We start from the raw sequence: 24,143 nt of genomic DNA on the forward strand, positions 1-24,143 counted from the left end.
GGCGCGGGAGCATCGCTGCATAGACGCAGCATGATTGGACAGGCGATTCAATCGAAATATGGATCCAAAATGCCGAGAGCCAAGCCGCCGGGTCAATTCGTGGAGCAATGTTGGCGCGACGTCTCCACGTGTTTAGCTCGCAGCTGGGCCTTTAGTCCCAGCTGCGGCTGTTTGGGAAAGATGATACCGGAGAGGTTGATGATGGCTGTGCGGCCGTCGGAAGCTGGCCGCGCAATCGCCGTCGGGCTCCTTCGCCGTCTGCGAAAATAGCCTTAGCTCCAGTCTCCGCTCCTGACTTGTGAGACACCATGATGCTCTGCGAACGCGCGATTGTGGACCTTCAATCGGCGAGAAGTTGCATTTCAACCAGCTGCGCGCGCTCTATTCAGTTGAAGCTGACCCCAGCCCTTAGCCGGTCCTGCAGTGCCCGCCGATTGATGCGGAGGTTGCTGAGGTTCAGCGGGTCTGGATGCCGTCCTTCCGCCAGCTCCCGGGTGCCGTCCACGACAAAGACGCCGCAATCATAGGTGTTGCTCTGCTCGCGCATGGAGCCCTGTTGCAGGTTGGCCTGCAGCCGTTCTGCGAGCTGCTCTGCGGGCAGGTTATTGGGTCCTGGCGCAGAGTCCTAGTGATAGGCAGCCGGTCTTGCCCGATCGCGGCGATCAACCAGCAGCAGCGACCAGTGACTGCCGCGCCACCCTCTATCCGCAGCGCTGGCATCGCTTAACCGGCAGGAACAGGAAGTCGGCTCTATCACCGCGACTCCACCCGAATGCGCGTTCCGCGTCCTCGTTGGAGCCTGACCGCAACATTTGGGCTATCAAAGGATCCACGAACCGCATCCGGGCGGCGAGATCGGGATTGCTCTCCTGCAACTCCCGCCTCAGGACCCCATAGTCCCGCTCAATATGCTCGTCACCCAGCCACTGCGTGGGGCCCAGGACGCGTCCGCTGCGGTCAACAGAGACTCCGGTCAAAGGGCCGATCTGAGCAGGCGGGACCGGGGACGGGCGAGGATGATGGATGAATTGTGCACCGCGTCCTCGCGGCCCTAATGCGATCGAGTAGGTCTCACCGTTGATCAAAACCTGCCTTGGGCCGCTGAACTGGGTCGGCAGCAACCCGTGGTTATTCAGGATACGGATCTGGACATCCGCCACCGGCTGGGAGCCATGCTGCCAATCCTCGGGAACGAGATATCCGATATCCTCAAGCTCCTGAAGCACGCCTGATGGCCCGACGAAGAACGCGGCACTACCGGCCGGGCTGAGCACCGGCACTGAGTGAGCATCGTCACGCATCTGGTGCGGTGTGGCCGGCAGATCAATGAAAGAGTCGAGACCGCGGTAGATCTCTGACGACCGAGCTGGCGCGTCTGATTCTCCGGTGAACAGGTCTTTATTGATTTCCGGCCAAGGGGGCAGCCTGGGTGTCCGCTGCAACAAGTCGGCGGCTCCGCGTCAGGTTCTCGACAGCTATCGCTCATAGAGTCTCCAGAGGCGATCATAGCTGGCGATCGCTGCAAGAATACTGGAGCGCGCGGTCGGAGTGCTTGGACGCGGCGTTCTGGGGCGTTCACGATAGTTTTCTGCTGGGTTCGATGCTGCCGAGTCGGTTCCGTGGCAAATCACAAGCGACCTCAGGCTTCAAATTGGCCTATTATTCCGAAACTGAGAACGAATGAAGTTCGAATCCACCAACTGGGTGCGTCAACAATCGGGCACCGCGGGCCCGCAAGAGAGCTCATCGGCTCCGTCCACAGATGCGGCCGCCTTTGAGCAGCAGCTGGGCGAGATCGCTGTGCCGTCTGCTCTCGTGCTCATGCAGGTCCGCGCCCATCAAGCGGATGCATCGCGATCTGAGGCGCATGCCGGAGAGGATGAGGCGGTGCTGGGCGCCTCAGCGCTGCAGACCGCTCAATCAAATTGGGTCTTGGTAGGTCGCAGCAAGGATCCGCTTTATGCTAAGGATGCGCCCCTTATTTCCGGCCTTAAGCAGGCGCTCCTCTTGGGTGGAGCCGTTGAGAGCACCGCCACGAGCTACGTCGGTTATCTGCTCAGCTTGAGCCGTTGGCTCTTTGCAAACGACAAGCCGGCCATTGCTGATCGGCTTCATGACGAGACGATGGACAAGGATGTCGAGGAGTTCATAATAAAAGGTGGGACGGCGAACGTCCCTTGGGCACTAGCTCATCTGCGGACCTCTCAATTGACGGGAGGAGCCGTACCGATCGCAGGCCGCCCTGACCTGACTCCTTATCCCAAGGACGGGACTCTCATCAAGGAATACAAAAAGCAAGCAGTGGCGGCCCGAACTTCAAGTACCGCCAAAACCTATGCATCTATTCTCACGGATTTCAGCCACTACCTTCGTGCAAACAACAAGCGTGGCATTGCTGCTCGGTTTCAGGACGAGACATGGAACGACGACGAACCGCTGAATGAAGAGATCAAGCGCTACAAGGACGCCGGGGGTAGCAAAAGTATCGGCGCGGCACTTGATCATCTCCGTAACGGAGCGAGAAAACTCAACGGTCCCCCTTTTCATCCCGAAGACGCACGCTTGATTTCCGGACTTCAAGAAGCACTCGTTGAGGCTGGGTACGAGGAGATCACCGCTAAGACGAATTATGTTGGTCCTCTTCGCAGATTTAGCCGGTGGCTCTTCGCAAAAAAAAAGCCGGGAGTGGCTGCTCGGCTTAACGACGAATCGCTGAGCAACGACGCTGCGATCTTCGATAAAAATCGCAGGCACCTCGTTCTTACCGCACTAGATCGTCTCCGCGCCTCTCAGTCGCCGGGCGGAGTCGCGTCAATCACTGGCCGGGCCGGGGGCATTGAGGCCGCGGCTAAGCAGGGCGGGTCGCAGCCCGCCTTCAGTTGGCCAGCGGCACTCGCTGAGGGGGATGATCAAGATTTATTCTTGGGGACGGTCGACGAAGCCGGTGCATCGTCGTGTCTTCAGCCACCGCGGCATGGCCTAGCATTGGATCCTACAGAGTCCCCTAATCCCGTGAACCGGCGCCACCAGGACGACGAGCTGACGGATGAACGTTACAGCAACATTCTCGTGCCAGGCGAGCAGATTCCCATCATGCGGGCGAGCGGCCACCCATCTACGCCGCCTCCGCACGGTCAAGGCGGTAGAACGATGCTGAATGCCTCGGCGCTACCGCCCGGCCATGCAAATTTTGTTTTCGCAGGTAGCAGCCTGGATCCTGTTTATTGCGAAGATGCGTCTCTTATTGAGGGGCTCAGGCCGGCACTCATCAAGGCTGGGGCCTCCGAGAGCACGGTCGGTCGCAATCTACGTGGTCTTCTCAGCTTGGGGCATTGGCTCGTAAAGAACGACAAGCCGGGCATTGCTTCCCGGCTTTACGACAAGTCGCTGGACAAGGATGCCCAGGAGTTCGCCGAGAAGGAGAAGCAGGCCATCGCTATCCCACTGGATCTTCTTAGAGCCTCCCAATCGCCGGGCGGCATCACGCCGTTTGCAAGCCGGGTTGAGCGGAATCCCTATCCCCAGGATGCGGATCTCATCAAAAGGTACAAGGAAGAAGCAGCCCCAAGCACCGCCAACACCGCCAGGACCTATGCAACTCTTCTTATCGATTTGAGTGATTACCTCCGTGAAAAGCATAAGCCCGGCATTGCTGCTCGACTTGGCCACGACTCGCTGGATGAAGATGTCAGCCAGTATAAGGAGGAGGACCCCCATGGCCGCAGAAAAGCCGGGGCCGCACTGGCTCATCTCCTGAGGTCGCCGGCGGGTGCTAGAGCGATCGAACTACGGCGTCATATTCGCCCGCTTCCTGATCTCGAAGACGCGGTTCGCGCCGAGACGAGGCGGACGACTGCGCAGCACAGCGGGTCGAACGGAGCTGGCAGCTGGCCGGAGACTCTGCCTGCGAACCAGCAGGATCTGCTTTTAGAGACGATGGACGGACGCAGCTCCTCGCCGCCTCCGCAGGTCGTCGCTGTTGAGCAGCAGCTGATGCAGACCCTATCCCATCAAGTGGTGGCGTCACCATCGCAGATGCAAGCCCCGATGCCGTCGCCGGACGAACCGATCGGCGAGCAGCTTCCGGTCGAAGACGCGGAGCTCTTGGCGAAGTTTCGTGGAGACGCGGAGCTGCGCAAGCTCACCAAAGGGGCCATCAACAACGGTGTTTACGGGCTTGGGGCATTTATTCGCTGGGTCAACGCGAGTCATAGGGGCCCGGTAGCTTCTCGGCTGCGCGACGGTTCATCGCTGGACGCGGAGATTGCGAAGTACAGGAGCTCGGGCGGTGACCCCAACAACCGCATTAGATCGGCTCTGAATCATCTCCGGCGGCTGCTGCGTGGGGGTGAAGAAGTGGAAGCACCTGAACCCCGCGTCCTCGGTGCCCCCCGTCGCCTAGTTCCTCATCCAGAAGATGCGCCCCTCATCGAGGGCGCGCTGAACCAAGCTCTGAAAGATCTTAAAACTCCGACTGCGAAGCTGAGGCAGTCTGCGCAACAGCGGGCGAGGCGTCTTCGTGCGCTTAGTGCGTGGCTTAGAGAGAAGCGCAAAGGGAGCATCATCGGGCGGCTAAACGGCTCGAGCAGGGAGCAGGTATCCCTCGACAATGACGTGGTAGCATTCCAACGGACTGGAGGCAGAGTACACGGTCCCGATTTGTCGCATCTTCGCAGCTACTTGAAACTCATTGAGCCGAACCGAGAACTGGGGCTGCCAGGCCCTGAGCAGCCGAACTCGCCGGCCGCGCAGGGCGATTGGCACTCGGGCTCGGCGCAGGATCTTCCCTCAACGCCGGCCAGCCCGAGCGCCGGAGCTTGGGTTTGGTTGGGTGAACAGGTGCAAGAACGAGCATCACCATCCTGGCCCGCGTCACATGCTAAGGGCAGGCTTGAGCCATCTTATGGTCTGATTGCGCCGACGCCGTCCGAGTTGCGCAATGATGCTCACTTTGCGCCGGCGCATCCTACCAGGCTTCGCTCGGACACCTACGGCGGCCTAGAGTCTCTTGTTGATCTGAATGCGCCGACGCCGTCCGAATTGCGCGACGATGCTGACTTTGCGCCAGTGCATCCTGCCCAGGCTCATTCAGACACCTACAGCGGCCTAGAGTCTTTTGTTGATCTGAATGCGCGGACGCCGTCCGAATTGCGCGACGATGCTCACTTTGCGCCAGCCGATCCGACCAGGGCTCGCTCAGGCGCCTACGCTGGCCTTGAGCCATTTGTTGATCTCAATGCGCTGACGCCGTCCGAATTGCGCGACGATGCTGATTTTGCGCCAGTGCATCCTGCCCGAGCTCGTTCAGACACCTACAGCGGCCGAGAGCCTTTTGTTGATCTGAATGCACGGACGCCATCCGAGTTGCGCGACGATGCTCATGTTGCGCCCGCGCATCTTGCCAGGGCTCGCTCAGACACCTACGGGGGTCGTGAGCCATTGATTGATCTGAATGCGCCGACGCCGCAGGAGCCGCGTGATGATGCTAGTTATGCGCCTGTCCCGCGCACATCCGCCGATGCTCAGATCGGGGCTTTGGATCCGACAGCCTCATCCCACGGCCGCAGCGGACTAGCGCTCGGCGCCAAGGAATGGCTGGGCGACGAGCACATCCACAGGGATTACGAGCTCCTGGCGCAGGAGTTGCAGCGGGACCGTCCGGAATTCGCCGCCCTGGCGCAGTTCGTGGATCCCCTGATAGCCCACTATCAATTGCGCTTCGGCGCCGAGCCCGACATGCTCCGTGCATTCCGGCGCATCGTCTACGATCCGAATGGTAATGATACCGCCGACTTCCTATTCCTGCCGGTGAACGATGCAATGGATCCTAATCGCCTCGGCACGCATTGGTCGCTGCTGCTCCTTGATCGCCGCACGCGAGGAGAGCCGATTGCCTATCACTACGACTCTGTCCGGGGACACAACCACGAGCCGGCAGCGCAGCTCGCACGACGGCTGCGCGCCCGCCTGGAGTCACCTAGCATGGCCCAGCAGCGGAACAGCTATGATTGCGGCGTCTTCGTGGTGGACGGCACGCGGGCGCTGGTTCGACGATTGGCCCAAGGAGAGCGGCCAGGGCACGAGTTGCTGCACCTTGACAACCTCGTCGCCAATCGGCGGTCCCTCCAGGACCGGCTTCGAGCTCATCCCGGCTTAGGCTAAGGGAGCGCGAAGCGGCCGCGAGACCGAGGACTTTCTCCGCAATGCCCACCTCGACATTCCAGCGACCGTCGAGGCGCTGCGCCAATACTGGATGCCGATCCGCTCCCGGCTACAACTGGCAAACGGATAGGTGGATTTCCGGCACCGAAGTCGATGCGAGCCATGCTGTCTCCGATGGCACCAACAGCTGTCTTGCCTTCTCGGGCGCTGTTGTTATCGCCACTTGCGAGGCAGGTCCAAACGCCTTTGTCACAGGGACTGCTCGAGTGGGTTACGCCGCTTCGGCCTAACAGGCCAAACGCTGGGCTACATCAGGGCGGGCAGCCTGGCAACATAACCGAGGCAACATAACAACGAATTCGAGGGGCGCTTTGCGGCTTCCTGCAGCATACAACGCAGTTCGATTATAGTCGCTTCGGCTGGACCGTCGTCGGAGTCGCCTTGAGCAAGCGCTTACACCTGCTTGGTGTGTCAAATTCGAGTACGACTACATGGGCTTCGATGGGGACGCGTCTGGCGACCCCGCCGACGGTGCAGTTCCCCGCCCCGCCGACATTGCCGCCAGGACAACCAGCTTGTCCAGCAACTGTCACATCGGAAAGATCGGATTGAATCACCATTTCGGCGGCGACGCGAGCGGGGCGGAATGGTTCGACGCATCGGTCTATCCGGGACGAGCGGCCGCCAAAACAATAAAGCCTGTTTTCGATACGGGCGACTGGTCGTTCGAAGGGGGCTCGCGGGTCTGGCTCAGCAGAGGCACATTCCAGTGGGACTACACGAATCGGCCCCCGATATCCGGAGATAGCGGCATCCCCAATTCCACGCTCACCTATCATGGCTTGGACGGCATTTCCGGCGAGCTGTTCGCACGGCTTGATAGTCCTGGGGGATATTCCTGAAGGGCAACGTTGGCTCGGACGCTTCAACAAGGGAAGAATGAACGAGGATTCGAGCATCGGCAGTACGGCCTATGCAACACTCTGTGAGATCAGGCCAACGGAAGGTTCACGTACTACACCGCCGATGTCGGTTACGACTTTATGTGCGGTAGCACCTACAAGCTGGGCGCATTTATCAGTGGCACTTACTTCGGCCAAAAGTCGGATTCGATCGCATGCGTGCAGACAGCCTCGCCATACGGGGCATGCGCGGTTCCGGCCCAGCAAATCATCGGTACTCAAGGTGCCAATTGGGATGCGCTGCGCGTCGGGCTTAACGCCGAGACTATGCTGTTTGAGCGCCGTGAGCGCAGATGTTGCTTACCTGCCATGGACCGACTTCACCGGTCGTGATAACCATCTCCTCCGTCCTGAAACAACTTTCTACGATCAGTGCAGGCAAGGTGGGGGGCGTACAGATCGAAGGAACGCTGTCGTACCTCCTCGGCAGAAATTTCAGTATCGGCGTCGGCACTCGGTACTGGGCAATGTGGACCAAGAATGACAGCGATGTCACATTCAACTGCAGCGGCTGCAGCGACCGAGGCACGTTCATCCAGATCCCTGCACTCGCAAAGTACAGCATGGAGCGATGGGGTACCTTCTTAGAGGTGTCCTACAAGTTTGAGTGAATTGGTCTGCAAGCGCATAAGTCTTATAGCTAACCTAATCGATGCACGATGAAAGCCTGCAACGCGTAGGCTGCGCGGCGCCGCTGCCTCCGGGCGAACCGCCCACGGAGGGCAGTTGCCGAGTTGCGAGCAGCCTTCATGCCTTCTCTTTGCGGAAAGATGAGTCCGGATGAATCGTCGGCAGTCAATTCAAAAGCAGAGATGGTTCTCGTACCTTTGTAGCTCCGCAATCATCTTTTTTTTCGTGTTCGCCCGCATTGGCAGCCGATGTACGGCGGGCCAGTATGCCAATAACGGACTGCGCGACAGTAAAGAACAAAAAGCAACGCTTGCTGTGCGTCGATAAAGCGGGCCGCAGCCCTAAAGACAACTCGCTTTCTCAGGAGATTGGGGACAGCTCATCTTAAAGAGATCGTTGCCAACCCCCGGCCAGACCGCTCTCAAAATCCATGATCCAGATCACCTTGATGTCGCCCCTGGAACGTTCATTGATAGCTTGTCGAGATCCGAAACGTGAGATGCCTCTACTCGACGCATGGCTACCGTTGCTGCAGTGCACATCGGCGCGGAATGGCTCCTGTTGTTTTCGCTCAGGCTGTCGAACCAGCGGCAGAACAGGAAAGGCTGAAAACCGGCTGCGCCCTGCTCGATAGTATCCTGTCTGCCGCCTGCAAAAGGAATATGGGGAGATCTCTCGCGCGATTTTGCAAAGAGCCTTGTCCCGAAGGTGCCGAAAATTGAAATATTAGCGGCGTCGCCACCGAAGCGATAGCTGAAAGTAGGAGAGGTTCCGCTTGGGGGAGCGGGTCAGTGCCAGCGCGGAATGAGCCGGAGACGATGATCCTGGGGCGCTATCCCCCCGCGCCGGGTTTGCAAGAAGCTCGACGCGCCGAGACTTACTAATCAACGGCGGTGTCTTAATCTAGGACGCCGGGCTCAAGCGTACCGGCACTAGATGGCCGCGACGGCGTCCCGTCGATCATGAGCTTCAGATAAAATCCTATAGTTCGGCAGTTGCAGGAGATCGGCTTCCTCGAACGTTCCCAGAAACTCGCGAGCAAGGTGTTGCGCATCTTCAGCACCAACTCTGAAGGAGATAATCGATCCGGCATTTCCGAGCACCGCATCGCGCACATCCGGTTCTAACCGATGACGATAGTGATGTGCGACAGTGCAGCCGACGCGATATTTGCGCAACCCCGAGAACATATTTGCCATCCCGAGAGTGGTGAAGTTTTGAAACTCATCAATGTAGACGTAGAAGTCTGGTCGCTCACGCGCCGGCAATTCAGCCCGACTGAAAGCGGCAAGTCCGAGCGTCGTCACAAGCAAGCCGCCAAGAAGGGACGAGCTGTCCTCGCCGATCCGCCCCTTTGACAGGTTTACGAGCAACACCCTGCCCTCATCCATGATCTGCCTGACGTGGAGATCGTGCGCGGGAGCGGCCAGGAGGCGATTAAACACCGGCGCCTACCTTGTTTTGGATCGGCGCAGTGCCGTCGGCTCGGTAGCCGAACGAAAAGCGCTCAAATTCGTTCAGGCAGAAATTGCGGACAGTCTCATTCTTCAACTGTCGCGCCGCGGCCATCCCGTCCGCGCCTATCTCGATCGCGACCTCGCCGGTCAGCGCAGTCTTTGATATCGCAGCCAGTGTGGGGATCTCAAGCGTATGGTTGTCGCCGAGCTTGCTCGCCCAGTCTACGCGCAGCTTCTTCAGTCCGTTCAGCAACTGATCGCAGCAGGCCAGCTCGATCGCATGGCGTTGTCCATAGGCAAAGCCGACGGTCTCAACCCGGGCAAAGCGCGACAGCGCCCAAGCGAGGCAGGTGGCGGAATCCTGACCGCTCAGAAAATAGAACCAGCGCGGCTTCGGATGTGAAATCGGTCATTGAGAGGATTCGCTTAGAATGTGAAGAGTTGAAATCAGGCCCGCTTGGCAATGGCGAACAACGGCAAAGAAGCCTGCGATGAATGCCGCTTTCCCTTCATTGAGTTCAGACTTAGAGGACGCAATTCATGATCGTCTCTAAGGTGAAGCCGCAGAACGCTTTGACGCGCAGGGTTGCTTACCCCACGCCGAGCAACTTGTGCGTCTGAATGCTGACACGCCAGTCGCACGCAGTCGCCTCCTGAATGCAAAGCTTCGTCGCCTTGCGGCTTTGGCTCAAGGGCTGCAGCCATATTATCGGCATGAACTCACGAGGGATGTTGAGGGCCAGGAGCTTCTCGATATCGGCAGGCTTGCCCACGCAATGTTTGATCTCGTTGCCACGCCGCAGCGGTTCATCCAAAACAACGGGGCGTGCCAACTTTCGGGCTGATGGTCACCCACGTGCAGGGGTGCACCTGAATGGCATGGGTCCCGATGTCTTCACCTGCACCGAGAAGCCAGACTTGATAAGTAGCGTCGTCAATGGCTGAAAGTCGTACGCTGCGGGCTCGCCACCCGTGATCACGACATGCCGAGCCCTAAACCCCTGCACGGCGAGCAATATTTCCTCCGGCGACATCCTAGCCCCGGGTGGCGTCCTCGATCCCGTGATCTCGGCTATCGGCACTTGACATGCTGGATCTGCCTTCCATCTGCGCTTGCTGTCGCACCAGAGGCAACCAACTGGGCAGGCCTGTAGCCGCAGGAACACTGACGGCGTGCCGCTCTTGCAGGCTTCGCTCTGGATACTTTCAAAGATCTCGTTGACCGGCAGCACGGCTCGTTCCCCGATAGATCGCGCTGTTCGCACCGTGCTCTTTGACTTCGACAGATGCAAGCCGGCAACGCGGAGCAAGTCGCTCTGTCAGCAGCCACTTGCTCGCGATGCCGTAGACGTGCTCGGCAAACTTTTCGCAGCCGACAGCAGGTAGCACAACGATATCCGCCACGCCGCGCCGCTTCCTGGAACCATTCAAGCTCCGGATTGTCCGCAGCTACGACGGTCTTATGGTCAAATGTGTGTTCGAGGATCGCTTTCAGCTCTTTGAGGCCGCCAAAATCAACGACCCAATTCTTGTCGTCTAGGGTGTCGGCCTCGAACTCGAAGCGAAATGACAACGAGTAACCGTGCAGCAGACGACAGTGTGACAGCGCGCGCCACTGGCGAAATGTAGCGGATAGTCCGGTTTCATGACCGTATGTCTTCGTCGATAGGTAGGTCACGGTTGATCCTTGATCAGTGCCATAAATTCGCTGCGCGATATTTTGTCGTCGCGGAAAGCACGCGCATGATGCTGGTTATCATGATGGTGTCAGTCTAGCGAACACCACGCTAGATCATGCATTGGTGCTGCGCCCTAACGATGACGGCCAATCCCTTCGGCAGGATACGGCGTTCCAGTTCGTCCGCCAGCATAACAGCGGCCTCCTCCTGGATGTGCGGGCGCGACATGATCCAGTTGGCAAGGCGCACAAATTTGCGCGCTTCGCGGTCGCTTTGGTGTTGTGGTCGCGGCTGGTGTCGATAACCATGGCCTCAAGCACAGCGTGCACGTGCTGCTCGACCTCGGCTTGGATCACATCAATGTCACCAGGCAGCAGATATTCTGCGATATTGTCGTTTGCCGCAAACGACGCGCCGGCGTCGCGCAGGCGTTCACGAATTGCTTGCGTAGAGCTCATCAGAACTCCTGTGCAGCTTCGCTAGTTTGCGTGAACGACATGATCTGCGGCCGACACGCGCTGAACAAAGCGCTTCAATTGGGGAGGTGCCTTACCCGGGGCAGTTTTTAGTATCAATTTGCATACGATCGAGAACTTTCATCTCTCCTGCGTCGTTGACCGAGAGACCACTATTGCCGAAACGGTCCTTTATCGTCTCCCTGCAATCAGCATGCCGCAAAAGTATCTGTGCGAGACTTGCTTGAGGAAGAGAAAATCAATGCATCGTGCCGCGACGGCCGATCATTTGCGACTTCGTGTCGGGATTCAGACATACACACCGACAAGCGGACACGATTGAAGCGCCAGCAAAAGCAACCAAATCTTACCCGCCCCGAAGTCATCAGACAGTTAATCGGCCCCGTGATTGGCGCGAAGAACCGATGAACGGGACATCCGAACGCGTCAAGGTCGAAGATGTCGCCCAAATAACAGGCGAGAACAAGAGAGCTATACAGGCAGCGGCAGCTCGGGGCGAAATTCCTGGCCCGGCAAAGCTATTCAAGGCTTGGACATTTGACCAGGTCAAATTGCGCACGTGAATCGCCACCAAGAGCGCGAAGCGTTGACGCGGCTCGCGAAACTCATGGCAGCATGAAGCCGCGGCAAGCAACGCGCTCATCGCCTGACCAAGCCAAGCGACGTGGTCTCCCGGGTTCGGGCACCAGTGAAGCTAGATACGAACGGGCAATGGCGAGGCTCCGCAGCCGAAGAAGATGTACCGACTAGCAGCGCCTGGACCTGGTCCGCGAGCCCTCCTTCCGCGAGCGACAGGAAGAGATTGCAACACTCCAGCAGCTCGTGGCCTGACCGCTTCTTTGTGGACGCGGTACATCCCGCCGAGGATGTCGGTGTCAAGGCGGCCCGACCGGCAAGCCGAGTTCATCGTCGAAAATCTCAACACGATCGAGCAACTCTTGATCGGCGCGGCGTACTGGCCTGACGGCAACTCCCCGACGCGTGCTGCGAACCTGCGCGCGGGCCTTGTTTTGTAGCAAGAGCGCACCAAGCGAGGCGGTTCCGGTGCAAATCGACTTTGCCGCGGAGCTAAGGAGTGGAGTTATCGTCTCGACCCGATCGCTCTCGACGACCGAGAGGATCCTGTCATTGGCTGTCGAATCCTAACCCAGCGATCCTTCTGGCGGGAGGGATCCATGGCTACCATTCCAGAGAGCTGGTCTCCAAACATCGTGACTGGTAAAGGATTCAGCATCGAGGAAGGAGATGGCCAATATCCATAGACTGCCGTCACAGAGCGATTGAGCTCGGTTCCCGAGGGTCAAAATGCGGTGGGGTGCATACACCTCTGAACGGTTTCCTTCTAGGTGACGACATCCATCGGCCTTTTGACCTGGAATGCGTGATCGTCTCATTGGATTGTCGGCACAAGGTCAGCAGCCGCTTGAAGGACCGTTTCGACAATGAAGTTCGCGATGATCATGATCCTATCTTGGAGAGGCGCGCTTTAGCTTCGTGATGAAACCCTGCGACGTGAAAGCCATCGGTTGGATCGAAATTCAGTTGTGGACGCTGATTGACAGCCGAAATCGCGGGTCATCAGGCGTTTTCATACAACCAAGACCCACAGCAGAGATCAGCTGATTGGAAAGTGCTCCAATCGGCTCTGGTTCGAGGTGTTCGGGAATCTCAGCTAGCCTTGTCTGTCTAGCGGATCACAAATGTCACGCTGACGCTCGTGGCGCAGAGTGATTCAATTCCGATGCGGAGCAGAAAGAAAGATGCCGGTCATATCCACACGCCGCGCTGAAGTCACAGATGCCGGAACCGTCGCCGGCTTCGTTTATGCTCTCCAAGTCGAGCTCTTGCGCCGGATGGCCCCGGGGATCGAAATCGTCACGCAAAGCGCGGCGGCAGTTCTTGCGGATGTCAGCGTCGTCGCGGTGATCGCTTGCGGAGACAACGAGCCGGTTGGCGTCATGGTTCTAAACGAATGCACTGCGATCTACGCGGGCGGCAAGTTCGGAGAAATCTCGGAGCTCTATGTTCGCCCCGACATGAGATCGCAGGGCATTGCGCCTCATCTGATCGCGGTCGCTCTGTCCGAAGGACGCGCGCGAGGATGGAAGCGGCTGGAGGTCGGAGCACCGTGGCAGCCGAAATGGAAGCGCACCCTCGACTTCTATCTGCGCAACGGCTTCGAGGAAGTCGGCCCCCGGCTTTGCCGCATGATATGAGCCGGTGGGGTCAACTTAGAGTCGTCCCTGGATGACCAAGAAGCTGAGCGGATCAATCTAGCTTGGAACCCAATGTTCTTCGTTAGGGCCGGTTGATTGACCGGAACGCGTAATTGTCTGTGCGTTCTGGACTTATGTTTTTTATTTTTGTAGTGGGCTAATGGCACTGCTGTATTTGCCCCCTGAGAACGACGACTCGGTCTTGCTGTGTTCCGTCGGGTGCCCTAACTAGCATTACAGTTGCAATTTTTGCCTGAGATGGGCTTTGCGCGCGTTGGCCTGATGAGCCCTACGCCAGGACGACCATGCGAGGACGTAGGCGTGCGAGATGAGTCGCTGGGGAAGCTTCATGGCGATGGGGCGGATTTCCCGGATCGACAAGCGGATCAAGAGCGATGCTTCGGTCGAGGCCGCGGTCGCATTTTTTGAGCGATGGTCCAGTGTTGGCTCGATGACGGATGACGGCCATCATGGCGAAGGCCAGCATGACGAGTGAGACATGGCGATGCCAGCCATGCCAGGAGCGGCTTTCGTTGTGGTCAAGGCCGAGCTCGTTCTTGGCGGTTTCGAAGCTGTCCTCTATAGCCCAGCGATGGCCTTCCACCGACGCCAGCTTCTGCATGGACCTGCCCTTGGGGCACCATGTGGAGAAGGCCAAGCTGGCGTCAGTAACGTTGCGACGGATCAGAAGACCCCCCGTCCATTCTCCGGCAAGGTCGTCGTTGTATTCACCAGCGTCGAGATCGGCCAAGTGCCAGCGCGGACCTTTGGTCCCTTCGCCGGAGGCGGAGCGGTGCCAGGCCACTTCTTGGGAAGGCTCTGCGCGATCGCGGAGGCGGTGCCGGCGACCGGCTGCTGCTTGCCCCATGAACGGAACACGTGATTGGAAGCAACGCCCAGAACATAGCCTTTTCCCGCCTTGCGCAGCAGGGTTTCGATCTCACCTGTGCCATACACGCTGTCCGCCGTTACGAACGAGAACGGCACCTTTGCGGCGATCGCGGAGCGACCATTCGACGCGCGATCTTGGGCTTCGTAGCAAAGCCCATCGCTCGGGACATGCGCGGCTTTCAGGCGAGCGGGGTCGTCCGTCCATTCCTTTGGCAGATAGAGCGCCCGGACTCGTTGTTGCCGGTCGTCTTGAAGGTGCCGATGGTCGCCATGGTAGTTCTCCTTGATCTCTGTTTTCCGAGCCCGCACCTTGCGGCCTCGATGGTGATCGACAGGCCGGAGGTGATCGACGGCGCACCCCGCAGGGGCTCGACAGCAGAGGAGGAACTTTCTTGTTTGGCGAGGAATGACGGCGCAGCCGGCAGGGGATGAGCGTTGTGACGCCGCTGTTGCGCCATAGGCGATCGAGGCTGCTTAGCCGGCCTTCGGCCAGATCCACCCATCGAAGAGGCCGCTTCGTGCGCTCGATCCGAAACAGAGCTGACATCAACGAGAACGTGGCGATCCTCGCGTCCTGCAAAGACCGGCGAGCGAGTTTGACCGAGATTGGCTCTCGGCCGCGTGGCGACAGACGGATCAAAACCTCCGCGAGCGCACTTGAGCAATACGCCCGCCAAGTCGAGTCGGCCGTACTTGTGATCCGCCGCTATTCGGTCGATCGCTCACGACATTCGCCACGTATCTGTCTCACTGCGGTCGAGCCGCGGCGCTTGCACTGCCCTGAATGTCACCTCAAAAGACTATGACAGCGTGCGCTCCGGCTGCGTGATCACGTCATCCTCACGCGACGTGACGTTATCAGCCCATCGGCCAAGCCTTGCCCGGCTGGTCCGGGCGCGGTCAGTCGCCGGTCTCTGCATGAACAAATCCGTCCACAGCATGGCGTCTCAGCCGCCTGGCGAGCGATCACCGTGCGAAGCAGGCAATTTCCTGTGGCCTGCGCCACGTACGCATCCTGTCAGAATACAAGCGCGCGCTTCATGTCTGAAACCCGCCTCCAACTGTCTTCGAAAGCCACATTGCGCCAAAGGACACAAGCGTGCCCCTTCTGCAGTGCTGGCCCAAATCCTGCACCGCCTCTCCGCGTCAGGGCGGCGGCAGCAAGATGGGAGTCGTGTTTGGGCCTCGATCTGTCAATGGACAGTGTGGTTGCCGCACCGGAGGTTGCCTGTCTGCACCCCGCCGGGGGAACGGAAGACGCTCCTGCTTGCCACGGCCTCGCGCGGCTGACAGTTGCTTGCTCACCCTGAAGAGAGATGTCAATACATGGTCGATGAATTGGATCTGCGAACCTTCACGCCACATCCGCAACGCGACGCCGTGCTCGGCGAAGTGCACGCACGCCCTTTCACGCGCCTTGTTTCGCCATTCAGCGTGATCCACTTGGCTTTTCTTGCGCAGGGTGAGGCGGCCACAAGCGATCGCTGCCGCTTTATCGATTTTTGCCTCGAGCGCAATCTTCCGCCACCTGAGCAATCGGCGAAACTTCATCAGATTGTCATCGGGACCGCTACGCTACGTTGGGAGCAGCATTCGGAATTCACAACATTTACCTGGATCTGGAGTAACACAAATGTTTCCGCCGCAGACCGATTTGACAAAGTTGATGGTACCGTCCGATCGCTGATCCGCGCGTTGCGTCAGACCGGACAGTTGCTGGTCGCGATCAGGCTAGAAGTGGAGCAGGATGCCTCGCCGACCAGGCGCGCCGAACAGGTTTTTGACAAAAACAGCCTGGCCATGGTTGCCACAAAGAACGCGCAGGCGTTGCCGCCTCAGACTTCCGCGTAGACGAAAAAGGCTTTACGAAAATCCTCGTCTGCGACCTCGGATTGACGTCGCAGGATCTCGGAGCGCTGGTGCAACGGCTCCTGGAGATCGAGACCTACCGTCCACTGGCGCTGCTTGGCCTGTCGGCCGCCCTTGAGCTTGCACCTTCCGTTGATCGCATCGACCGCCGTCTTGTTGAGGCGCTCGAAAAAATGCAAAGCGGTGAGGGGCTGCAGTTCAACAACCATCTGCTTGCCGAGTTGACGGCGCTGGCCGCCTGCTTCGAAAAAGGCGCGACCGGCAGCCTGTTTCGCTTCGGCGCCAGCAGAGCCTACAACGAGCTGGTCCAATCGCGACTGTCCATCATTGAAGGCAACGATGTCTCGGGTTATCCAACCTGGTCGTCGTTTCTGGCGCGCCGCATGGCGCCCGCAATGCGAACCTGCGCGACCGTAGAGGATCGTCAGGCGGCTCTGTCGGTCAAGCTCGCGCGTGCCGCCGATCTGTTGCGAACCCGTGTCGACGTCGAAATCGAACGACAACATCGTGACCTGTTGCAGGCTATCAACGAGCGCGCCAGACAGCAACTTCGGCTGCAGTGCACGGAAGGATTGTCGGTCGGAGCGATAGGATATTATGTGGTCAGCTTGTTTAGCTATCTTGCCAAGGGCGCGCATGACGTCGGACTGCGAGTAGAGCCCTCGTTCCTGACCGCAGCCTTCGTGCCGATCGCAGTCGGCGTGATCTGGCTGGTGAGTTACAATGTCCGAAAGCGACACCTCAAGCACGACAACGCGCCCTCGGTTGCTTGCGACTGACGCTCCTTAACAGAATCAGTGCGTCCATCCTGCGAAGCTCGCATGATCGTGGTGCGACGCTGCCGCAAGATCGCGGCCGGCTCCTGCGCAAGGTAATGCCCCGCCCGGACTAACCGGGCGAGGCATTTTTGGATCGGCTCAGTCGCCCTTGCACTAGAAACGAAGCGTCGCTTTGGAGGGACAATGATCTGAAATGGCCAGCAAAGGATCCGGATGGCCTTGGCCTGCCGGGCGCGTCCCGCCGAAGCGCCCGATCGCAACCTTGATGGCAGGATCTGGAATCGAAAGGCTCGCGCTCACGAGCATCTGATCAAGGCCCAGGGGATTGCGGCAGCCAAGGCTATCGGCCTTTGTCAGCGGCTTGACGGCCTCTTGATCGAAGAGCTCACGCTTCGAGCGTTCGCAGAGTTGCTTGGCGACAGGGTTGACCGGGCATTCCGGCTCCAGATGGGAAAGGGCGCTGGAAGTGGGGGCCCCATCATTGACCTCGCCATAGAGGCTGCGAACGAGGACGCCACTCGGAAGGGAGGAAGCGGGATCGCTTCCGTCCGAGCGAATATCTGATTTTCCGATCGAATTTTTCTCGTGCGACAGATTGCGGTTGAAGTCTCCCATCAGAACGACCGGCATGCTGGCAGAGCTCGCTTCCAGCCAATCCTCCAACGGGCGCACCTGTTTCTGCAGAATGGCACACGCATCGCCCCCGCCGTCAAGCTTGCCGCGGTCTTCGAGCGGGCTGACGCAGGAGGATTTGAGATGCACGGTCATAACACGCAACGGCTTGCCGTCGATCTCCAGCGTCAGTGATAAGCCCGGGCGCACCTGATCTACGGCGGCTAGATCCGGGAGTGATAGGGGCGCAACGACCCCACAATCGGAGCCCGTCCCGAGGTTCTTTTTCCAAGCAATCGCGAGCCGCTGGACCTTGAACGTGTCGAACGAACAAATCTCGTAATCAGCACCGTTGTTGGGCAGAACCTCGCGAACGGCGGTGGCGCCGCTAACCTCCTGAAAAGTGATGATGTCAGGATCGAGGTTCGTTCGGATGAAATCCTGGAGTTGCTGCGAGCGCTTTTGGTAGGCGGCTTCGGTCACCGGCACGATCTTGAAATTGGCCTGGTAAACGTCGCATGGCGGCTTTGCCGCGATGTCCCATTTGATCTTTGCGTTTCGTCCCCATTTGAGCTCCCAGCCCGGCTTGGTGGCCCCTGCCGTCGAGGGTTCAAACAATCCACTCGCTGGATTGAGGGCGAAAGGTTGACCGCAATCACGAATCCACTCCTTCGCCTCGACCTGGCTGAGATGCCAGCCCAGATTCCATGTCGCAATTCGGATGTCACGCGCGTGGGCCGTCGGCGCTGTGCCGAGCAACAAGACGAGGGCGAACAGGACAGATCGGCGAAGAATCATGTAGTGCTCCAGACGTTTGCAACAGACCGGCCCTATTCAGTTTGGGGCGACCGTACTTGGTGAAGGTTTCCCTTTGCCTTGAGGGGTTGCATGCCGGCCGGGCGGATGGGATCGCGGTTGCCAGCGACACAGCCATTGGGAAGCTTACCGGTGGCTCCCTCCCCGCGCAGCACGCTCTCGCGCGTGGCATTTCGATCGATTCCCCACGCGTGCTCGATGGCAAAGCGAAGCTCGTCCGCCAAGCACTCAACCGCCCAACGGAGATCGTGCCTGTCGCGGCTTGGAAATTCCTCCGTCTCTGTGATCTGCTGGCCGACAAGCCGCGCGGCGTTCCGGACGCCGGCATCGCCTACCATCTCCAATTCGCCCCAACGCAATTCCCAAAAGCGCTTGGTCGCCTGCTTCCAGGTTTCATCTTTAGGGTCGAGCTCCCACTCTGTCAGGCGCTGAGCCTGCTGAATGGTCTCGAAGAAGAGATCGAGCTTCTTCTGCAAGAAGGGCTTCTGCGCCTCGATCCTTCGGGTCAGCGCGGCCTGGCTGCGTGCCTCGTCGCGCTCGGCAATGACTTCGGCCTGCTTCGCAAGCGATTCACTAAGGAGCCGGGCCTGCTCGGTCTGAAACTCGTAGACCTTCCAGACCCCGGCGATCACAGCGCCGGCGATGGTCCAGGCCGCGACAGCGATGATGGTATAGCGTTTGGAAAGACGGAGAAGGGCTGAGGATCGTGGGGTCTGGGCCATGATTGCAATTGAATAGGTTCGATCGGAAATGGTTTGTTCGAGTACAAAAAACAAAATTCAAGCAACGTCTGAGAAACGAAAACATCAGAGCGCCCCTATAAGCCGCGCTCCCTGGCGAGAGCGGCCTTTGTGCCTTTCTTATAGGCGTCTTTCACCCACTCATCCCGCGTTTGCTTGAGGACAAGAGGATCGGCCTCCGAGCCCGGCTTCGGTTTCGTGCCTGTCTTTTCGTGGGTCTTGTTCCAGATCGCGCGGGCACGGTAGTGATTGTAGAGGCGCATCAACTCGGCAACATAGGCTTGGGCCAGATGCGTGTTGCCCTTGATCTCAAGGACATTCTCGTCGTTTGAGTTTTCCGATGCCTTGCTGAAGTTCGGCGAGCCCGTGTAAATGGTGGGCGTCTCCGTATCCCCATCGATCACGATGAATTTGTGATGCACGTGGATAGGCGGCGGGCCACTCGATTTCTTCTTTGTGGCTTTCTTTGCCGGTTTTGCTTTGCCTTTTGCGGCGGAGGCATCAAACGGTGAGGTATCGATGGTCTTGAGCTCGGGCAGGAAGCCGCGTGGCGCATTGGCGCTAAAAGCGGCGTAGGGAAGTGTGTCCGGGTTATTCTGCGAGCGATGGAAAATGGTCGCGGCGATCTCCGGAAGCTTGCGCTTCTCGCCCTTTTTGGTCGGCTTGTCGGGATCATCGATGCTGTTGAGAAGCCCGTAGATCAAGTGCTTCGACGAGTCTCCCTTGGCAAAGATTGCCTCCATGAGATCCTTGTCGGAGGCCGTGTACATGCAGAACAGCACGGAGGACTTCGCGTTCTTGACCGCCTCGGTCACCGTGTCGAGAAACTTTCGGCTTTCGCCGGGCTCGGGCAAAAAGAAGACGCGCATTTCGGTGCCGTCGACGTCCGTGACGTCGTTCCAGTCCGGCGGGTCCATATCTTTCTTGCCGAGATTTTTGGCCAGCACGTTCGCGCGCTCGGCGTAAAGCGCGGCAAGTTCGCGGGAATGGATGATATGAAGGAGGTTGGCCTGGATCGTTTGGGCTTCAGGCGTAAAGTTGGTCGAGCCCATCAAGACGGCCTGCTCATGCTTTTTCCGGTAGAAGATGATGAACTTATCGTGCATTAGCTTGGATATGGCATCCCGCTTATGGATCGAGATGTTGGGTCGTGCCTCCGCGATCCGATGCGCGGCGGCGCGGGACTTGGTGTCGTCAGCTTTCTCGAAATAGATGATCGAGCCGCGCCCTTTGAAGGCCTCGAAAGCCGGGATGATCCACCGGTCGTCCGACAGATGATAGATGGCGCATTCAAATGCGTCGCTCTCGCTGAGGATTTGAGGAATGGCGTTTTGCAGGCCGTTGGCCAGCCATCCATCCGCTTCTCAAGCGGCTTGTCCTTTTGCTTGGCAAAGCTCTGCGCGCTGACGACGGCGCGATTGAAGTAGGTGGCGATCTGTCCTTCGAGGGGCCTTGGCACCGTCACGGTTCTTTTTCCGGCCGCCGCGTCCTGGAGCTGCAGATCGCCTGGGCTGGTGCCAAGCACAGGAATAACTGTATACTCGAACGTCTGGCCTTGATCGTCTAGGTTGATCCCGCCGTCCCACCAGTTGAACTTTTGGATCGGCGCCTTATCGCTTCCCTTTGGGCGGGCGTCCTCCGCGAGGGGCACAAAGTCGAGCTTGTTGAATAAGAATTGCGGCTTTCTGTCGCGCCCATAACCCGGATTGCGCTGGATGGCGAACCCAAGGAAATCTTCGTGTTCGGCGCCGTCTTTCCAATCGAACGTCAAGAGCACGCAGCTCGGGCTAGCATAGGCTTTGACTGTCACCGCCGCGACCATGATCGCTCCCCCGCTTCGAGGCGCATCATGCACGAATACGACGCTCGCGCAATACGTGCGGCGGGTGTATAACGCCCGTCGAAACGTCTCACGCTGAATTACTTTTGTCATTTTCGCCGGAGGCTTTGCGATGGGCGTCATTGTGCCTAGCCAACTGTACACCGCTCAGGAGTTGCTCGGAGGCTTCAACCCATGGGACCCCATGGGCTTCACGCTCTCCCGGGACTTTGCGATCTACCGTGAGTTCGCAACCGACGGCGGGCCGGTGCCAACGTCACTCGCCGTCCGCGCCGCGCAAGCCGCGCACGACGCAGCCATCGCCGATGCCCTACGCATCTTTCTGAAAACGGTTCAACGGCCGCTGGTCGGCGTGATGGGAGGTCACAGTCTTTCCGCGAGACCATGCGGCCTATAAAGCCATTGCTTATTTGGCGCGCGAACTTGCCCGCGCGCACTTTCTCTTGGTCACGGGCGGAGGGCCGGGGGTGATGGAGGCCGCTCATCTGGGCGTGGCTTTTTCATCGTTCGAGAGCGTAGGTCCGCTCGACGAAGCGATCGGCCTTTTAAGCGCTGTACCGAAGGCGCCCATTCTGGATGACCTTTTTACTGACACCTGGACCATCAAGGACGAAAAGCTCGGCGCCATTGACGACGCACGCAGATGGCTGAAAGTAGCGCTCGAGGCGCGAGCCAAGGCGCCCGAAATTCTCCCCGTCAGCCTCGCTATCCCGACCTGGCTCTACGGTGCCGAGCCGACTATGCCCTTCGCAACACACTATGCAAAGTATTTTCAGAACAGCCTAAGGGAAGAGGCCCTCGTCAACAATTCGCGTGCCGGCATCGTCTATGGGCGAGGCGGCGGCGGAACCATGCGGGAGGTCTACCAGGACGTGGAGCGGAACTACTACGCGAAGACCCTCGACGAAGTGACCCCCATGATTTTCTTCGATCCCGATAAGTATTGGGAAACGGATCCCGTCATGGGTGACGCGCGAGCTACCTCGCCCGGCATTAATGTTAAGCCGACGATCCGCCCAATCCTGATGCTCGGCCTCGTATCCGACAAGCGGCCTAAGAAGGAAGTTGAGGCGTGCCTCGATGAGAAGCTTCTCTTCACGACGGATCACCCATCCATCATGAAAGCGCTTCGCGGCCACGAGAAAAAGTCCCAGCAAAATCTCACCTTCGCACTTGCGGCGGAGCCTCTCAAGATCGGCACCCTGCGGATGAATCGGCGGTAGCAGAGCGACATACTGGAGGTCAGCCCCCGTATGAGAGACGTCTGGCTCGTGGGGTTGTCCCAAGGGTTGGTTCGATGTCAGTAGCTGGTTACGATCGGATGCTTTTCCTTGGCAATCGCCAGCCCCCTGGACTGACCGCAGCGAGAGCAAAAGTGTCGCGCGGTTCGACATGAGCCCAGACGGCGCGAGGCACTTGTCCGCCCACTCCTCTCTTCACCATCCGGATCGTGATCTAGCGCTGCTCCAGCTGAGCACACCCGTTTCCGACGCGGGCGGGAAGCGCTGCCCTATCCCCATTGTCTTAAAACCGTCCCAGGCTCCGATGGGCACTTCGGTGCTCGTACTGGGCTTTCCGCTCAATCAGGACCTGAGCTTGTCGGGCGGTCTGATCAGCAATCACGGCTCCCCACCCAAGGAACTGCGGTGGCAGACGGACACTGTGATGAACCCGGGCAACAGCGGGGGCCCGGTTTTCGAAGATCACGGCTTTCTGTTGGGTATCGCGGCAGGCGGCATTGTCCAGTGGACCTTCGGCGGCGAGACACGCAAAGTAAACGGTGTGAATTACTTCATCCCCGCGTCGGAGCTAATCGCAAGTCCTTTGTATGACATTGCCGAGGACAAGCGGTGTTGGCGCGTGGCTCAGGACGATCTCGTGGTCGACGCGAACACCACCATTGCGGTCGACGGGACGGCGTCGAAAGCGCCCCTGGGCCCCGCCAAGCTTGAGAGAAGCTACACGGTTTCAGAGACCAAGGACGATCACCCCGTCGCCCTGGCATCGCATTCCCGCAACTACCAATCCCGATTTGCTGCAGAGCCCGGCTACAAGGTTGTAGCCTGTGTGCCGAAGGCAGAGAGCGAAAATAATGCACACGATATCACCTGCAGTATCGATAGCGGTGGCGGTTCGGCGGTCTTTGCGTATCGGTTGGAAAGTGGGCCCGCTGTCGATCGCTGGCGCGGATGGTGGGCCGGTTACGTGACTTTGCGGCAGGAGCGCATTGCGGGGGATGGCCTGCAATAGTGCGAGCGGGTAGCTGCATAAGGCAGGATCGCGAGGGGAAGCGATTTCGCATGCAGCGGGGAACGAACGAGGCAGGGGGACGAACGTGACAGGATCGCGGCGATTAGCGCTTGTGCTGGCAGGCGGGCTCGGCGGATGCGTCATCGTGCCCGACATTGCTCCGGACTGGGCTCTGCCGATGGGGGAGATCATGCTCCATTCGGCCTGCGAGCTCCAGGATGCGCTCGGCACGCTTGACCGCGAGGTGCCGCATGAACTGTTCAATGCACGAAACTGGAAGATCGCGGTCACACTCAATCCAAAATCAGAAGCGGATATCGTTCCTGGTGTCGGCTTGACGCGGAAGGTGCCCGCTACGGCGACGACACCCTTCTCGAACTGGGTCATCGGCGGTGGTAACGGCGTCACCCTTGATATGAGGGGCAGCCATACCTGAAGCGTCGATCAATTTCGACTCTGAAAAACCTATCCTCGATAGTGCCCTGCCCTGCGAGTGCGAAACGATTTCGTACCATTCGCTCACAAAGAATCTGGCGATCAAGGATTGGCTCTATCGTTCCGTGCAGGCCACGGCTCTCGCAGGCTCGGCCATCGACAACCCCAAATTCACGGCTCAGGTCGCCGTGAAATTCAATGGGACCGCGAGCTACACCTACACATTCCCGCCAGGCACCGATTTTCTCACACTGGGAGGGTATTATCAGCTCGACGAGACCTTGAGCATCATCTTCACGAAGAAGCCGGCGGTCGTCGCGAAATATGAC

The 24,143-nt window shown here is 59.0% G+C and carries 17 protein-coding genes and 4 pseudogenes; 9 read left to right on the forward strand and 12 right to left on the reverse strand.

The features are described 5' to 3' along the window. Positions 1 to 385: 385 nt before the first annotated feature. Both I6F21_RS08645 and I6F21_RS08650 read right to left on the reverse strand, forming a co-directional pair. Entirely contained in the window at positions 386 to 547 is a 162-nt protein-coding gene (locus tag I6F21_RS08645) for a C48 family peptidase (protein WP_225131038.1), read from the reverse strand. A gap of 154 nt (positions 548 to 701) precedes the next feature. Beyond that, complete coding sequence (locus I6F21_RS08650; protein ID WP_225131048.1) at positions 702 to 1,445, reverse strand: hypothetical protein; 744 nt, start codon at positions 1,443 to 1,445, stop codon at positions 702 to 704. 235 nt (positions 1,446 to 1,680) lie between these two features. On the opposite strand from I6F21_RS08650, the gene I6F21_RS08655 reads away from it, so the two are divergent. After that, the gene (locus tag I6F21_RS08655; RefSeq protein ID WP_225183015.1) at positions 1,681 to 6,162 is read left to right on the forward strand and encodes a Ulp1 family isopeptidase; all 4,482 of its coding nucleotides are present in this window, start codon (positions 1,681 to 1,683) and stop codon (positions 6,160 to 6,162) included. A 491-nt stretch (positions 6,163 to 6,653) separates the two neighbouring features. Then, positions 6,654 to 7,064 carry a hypothetical protein gene (locus tag I6F21_RS08660; RefSeq protein ID WP_225183016.1) on the forward strand — a complete coding sequence of 137 codons (411 nt, stop codon included), beginning with the start codon at positions 6,654 to 6,656 and terminating at the stop codon, positions 7,062 to 7,064. Between the two features lie 1,622 nt (positions 7,065 to 8,686). Here the strand turns inward: I6F21_RS08660 and I6F21_RS08665 are convergent. The 6 genes and pseudogenes from I6F21_RS08665 to I6F21_RS08695 all read right to left on the reverse strand — a co-directional run bounded on the left by I6F21_RS08665 (position 8,687) and on the right by I6F21_RS08695 (position 11,118). Further along, a complete protein-coding gene (locus tag I6F21_RS08665) occupies positions 8,687 to 9,199 on the reverse strand; it encodes a hypothetical protein (RefSeq protein ID WP_225131052.1) in 513 nt (170 codons plus the stop codon). A 124-nt stretch (positions 9,200 to 9,323) separates the two neighbouring features. Then, positions 9,324 to 9,624: pseudogene (locus I6F21_RS08670) on the reverse strand (7-cyano-7-deazaguanine synthase); the annotation flags it as partial. A gap of 177 nt (positions 9,625 to 9,801) precedes the next feature. Further along, entirely contained in the window at positions 9,802 to 10,044 is a 243-nt protein-coding gene (locus I6F21_RS08675) for a hypothetical protein (RefSeq protein ID WP_225131055.1), read from the reverse strand. Positions 10,045 to 10,417: 373 nt separating this feature from the next. Beyond that, the gene (locus I6F21_RS08685) at positions 10,418 to 10,615 is read right to left on the reverse strand and encodes a hypothetical protein (protein ID WP_225131124.1); all 198 of its coding nucleotides are present in this window, start codon (positions 10,613 to 10,615) and stop codon (positions 10,418 to 10,420) included. 4 nt (positions 10,616 to 10,619) lie between these two features. Continuing rightward, positions 10,620 to 10,889, reverse strand: a pseudogene (locus I6F21_RS39015) (6-carboxytetrahydropterin synthase); the annotation flags it as partial. Positions 10,890 to 10,998: 109 nt separating this feature from the next. After that, complete coding sequence (locus I6F21_RS08695) at positions 10,999 to 11,118, reverse strand: GTP cyclohydrolase I (protein WP_249782202.1); 120 nt, start codon at positions 11,116 to 11,118, stop codon at positions 10,999 to 11,001. A gap of 1,120 nt (positions 11,119 to 12,238) precedes the next feature. Between I6F21_RS08695 and I6F21_RS08700 the strand changes: the two genes are divergently transcribed. Next, positions 12,239 to 12,382: a hypothetical protein gene (locus I6F21_RS08700; protein WP_225131078.1), complete on the forward strand. Its 144-nt coding sequence runs from the start codon at positions 12,239 to 12,241 to the stop codon at positions 12,380 to 12,382. A gap of 744 nt (positions 12,383 to 13,126) precedes the next feature. After that, the gene (locus I6F21_RS08705; protein WP_225143497.1) at positions 13,127 to 13,582 is read left to right on the forward strand and encodes a GNAT family N-acetyltransferase; all 456 of its coding nucleotides are present in this window, start codon (positions 13,127 to 13,129) and stop codon (positions 13,580 to 13,582) included. Positions 13,583 to 13,968: 386 nt separating this feature from the next. Here I6F21_RS08705 and I6F21_RS08710 read toward each other — a convergent pair. Continuing rightward, positions 13,969 to 14,701 (reverse strand): annotated as a pseudogene (locus I6F21_RS08710) (IS701 family transposase); the annotation flags it as partial. Positions 14,702 to 15,799: 1,098 nt separating this feature from the next. Here I6F21_RS08710 and I6F21_RS08715 point away from each other — a divergent pair. Next, positions 15,800 to 17,121: pseudogene (locus tag I6F21_RS08715) on the forward strand (DUF3422 domain-containing protein). Positions 17,122 to 17,274: 153 nt separating this feature from the next. On the opposite strand, the gene I6F21_RS08720 reads toward I6F21_RS08715, so the two are convergent. The 3 genes from I6F21_RS08720 to I6F21_RS08730 are packed head-to-tail and all read right to left on the reverse strand — an operon-like array spanning position 17,275 to position 20,638. Then, positions 17,275 to 18,531 (reverse strand): endonuclease/exonuclease/phosphatase family protein, encoded by a 1,257-nt coding sequence (locus I6F21_RS08720; RefSeq protein WP_225183017.1) that lies wholly within the window; start codon positions 18,529 to 18,531, stop codon positions 17,275 to 17,277. Positions 18,532 to 18,563: 32 nt separating this feature from the next. Then, positions 18,564 to 19,325: a hypothetical protein gene (locus I6F21_RS08725; RefSeq protein ID WP_225143501.1), complete on the reverse strand. Its 762-nt coding sequence runs from the start codon at positions 19,323 to 19,325 to the stop codon at positions 18,564 to 18,566. A gap of 41 nt (positions 19,326 to 19,366) precedes the next feature. Beyond that, positions 19,367 to 20,638: a phospholipase D-like domain-containing protein gene (locus tag I6F21_RS08730; RefSeq protein ID WP_306469184.1), complete on the reverse strand. Its 1,272-nt coding sequence runs from the start codon at positions 20,636 to 20,638 to the stop codon at positions 19,367 to 19,369. A gap of 603 nt (positions 20,639 to 21,241) precedes the next feature. Here I6F21_RS08730 and I6F21_RS08735 point away from each other — a divergent pair. The 4 genes from I6F21_RS08735 (at position 21,242) to I6F21_RS08750 (ending at position 23,815) form a co-directional block, all read left to right on the forward strand. Further along, on the forward strand, positions 21,242 to 21,526 hold the full coding sequence (locus tag I6F21_RS08735; RefSeq protein WP_225131098.1) for a hypothetical protein: 285 nt from the start codon (positions 21,242 to 21,244) through the stop codon (positions 21,524 to 21,526). A 70-nt stretch (positions 21,527 to 21,596) separates the two neighbouring features. After that, the gene (locus I6F21_RS08740; protein WP_225131100.1) at positions 21,597 to 22,352 is read left to right on the forward strand and encodes a hypothetical protein; all 756 of its coding nucleotides are present in this window, start codon (positions 21,597 to 21,599) and stop codon (positions 22,350 to 22,352) included. Positions 22,353 to 22,521: 169 nt separating this feature from the next. Then, the gene (locus I6F21_RS08745; protein ID WP_225131102.1) at positions 22,522 to 23,379 is read left to right on the forward strand and encodes a serine protease; all 858 of its coding nucleotides are present in this window, start codon (positions 22,522 to 22,524) and stop codon (positions 23,377 to 23,379) included. 145 nt (positions 23,380 to 23,524) lie between these two features. After that, positions 23,525 to 23,815, forward strand: coding sequence for a hypothetical protein (locus I6F21_RS08750; protein WP_225131104.1), 291 nt, complete (start codon positions 23,525 to 23,527; stop codon positions 23,813 to 23,815). The last annotated feature ends 328 nt before the right edge of the window (positions 23,816 to 24,143 follow it).

Source organism: Bradyrhizobium sp. NBAIM03 (assembly GCF_020194055.1).
GTDB classification, from domain to species: Bacteria; Pseudomonadota; Alphaproteobacteria; order Rhizobiales; family Xanthobacteraceae; genus Bradyrhizobium; species Bradyrhizobium yuanmingense.

What these genes read in the sequence shown, in the direction of transcription:
- I6F21_RS08660 (WP_225183016.1), top strand. Translation starts at nt 6,654, where the DNA reads ATGGGCTTCGATGGGGACGCGTCTGGCGACCCCGCCGACGGTGCAGTT.
- I6F21_RS08735 (WP_225131098.1), top strand. Translation starts at nt 21,242, where the DNA reads ATGGGCGTCATTGTGCCTAGCCAACTGTACACCGCTCAGGAGTTGCTC.
- I6F21_RS08655 (WP_225183015.1), top strand. Translation starts at nt 1,681, where the DNA reads ATGAAGTTCGAATCCACCAACTGGGTGCGTCAACAATCGGGCACCGCG.
- I6F21_RS08695 (WP_249782202.1), bottom strand. Translation starts at nt 11,118, where the DNA reads ATGTCGCGCCCGCACATCCAGGAGGAGGCCGCTGTTATGCTGGCGGAC.
- I6F21_RS08720 (WP_225183017.1), bottom strand. Translation starts at nt 18,531, where the DNA reads ATGATTCTTCGCCGATCTGTCCTGTTCGCCCTCGTCTTGTTGCTCGGC.
- I6F21_RS08705 (WP_225143497.1), top strand. Translation starts at nt 13,127, where the DNA reads ATGCCGGTCATATCCACACGCCGCGCTGAAGTCACAGATGCCGGAACC.
- I6F21_RS08645 (WP_225131038.1), bottom strand. Translation starts at nt 547, where the DNA reads ATGCGCGAGCAGAGCAACACCTATGATTGCGGCGTCTTTGTCGTGGAC.
- I6F21_RS08745 (WP_225131102.1), top strand. Translation starts at nt 22,522, where the DNA reads ATGAGCCCAGACGGCGCGAGGCACTTGTCCGCCCACTCCTCTCTTCAC.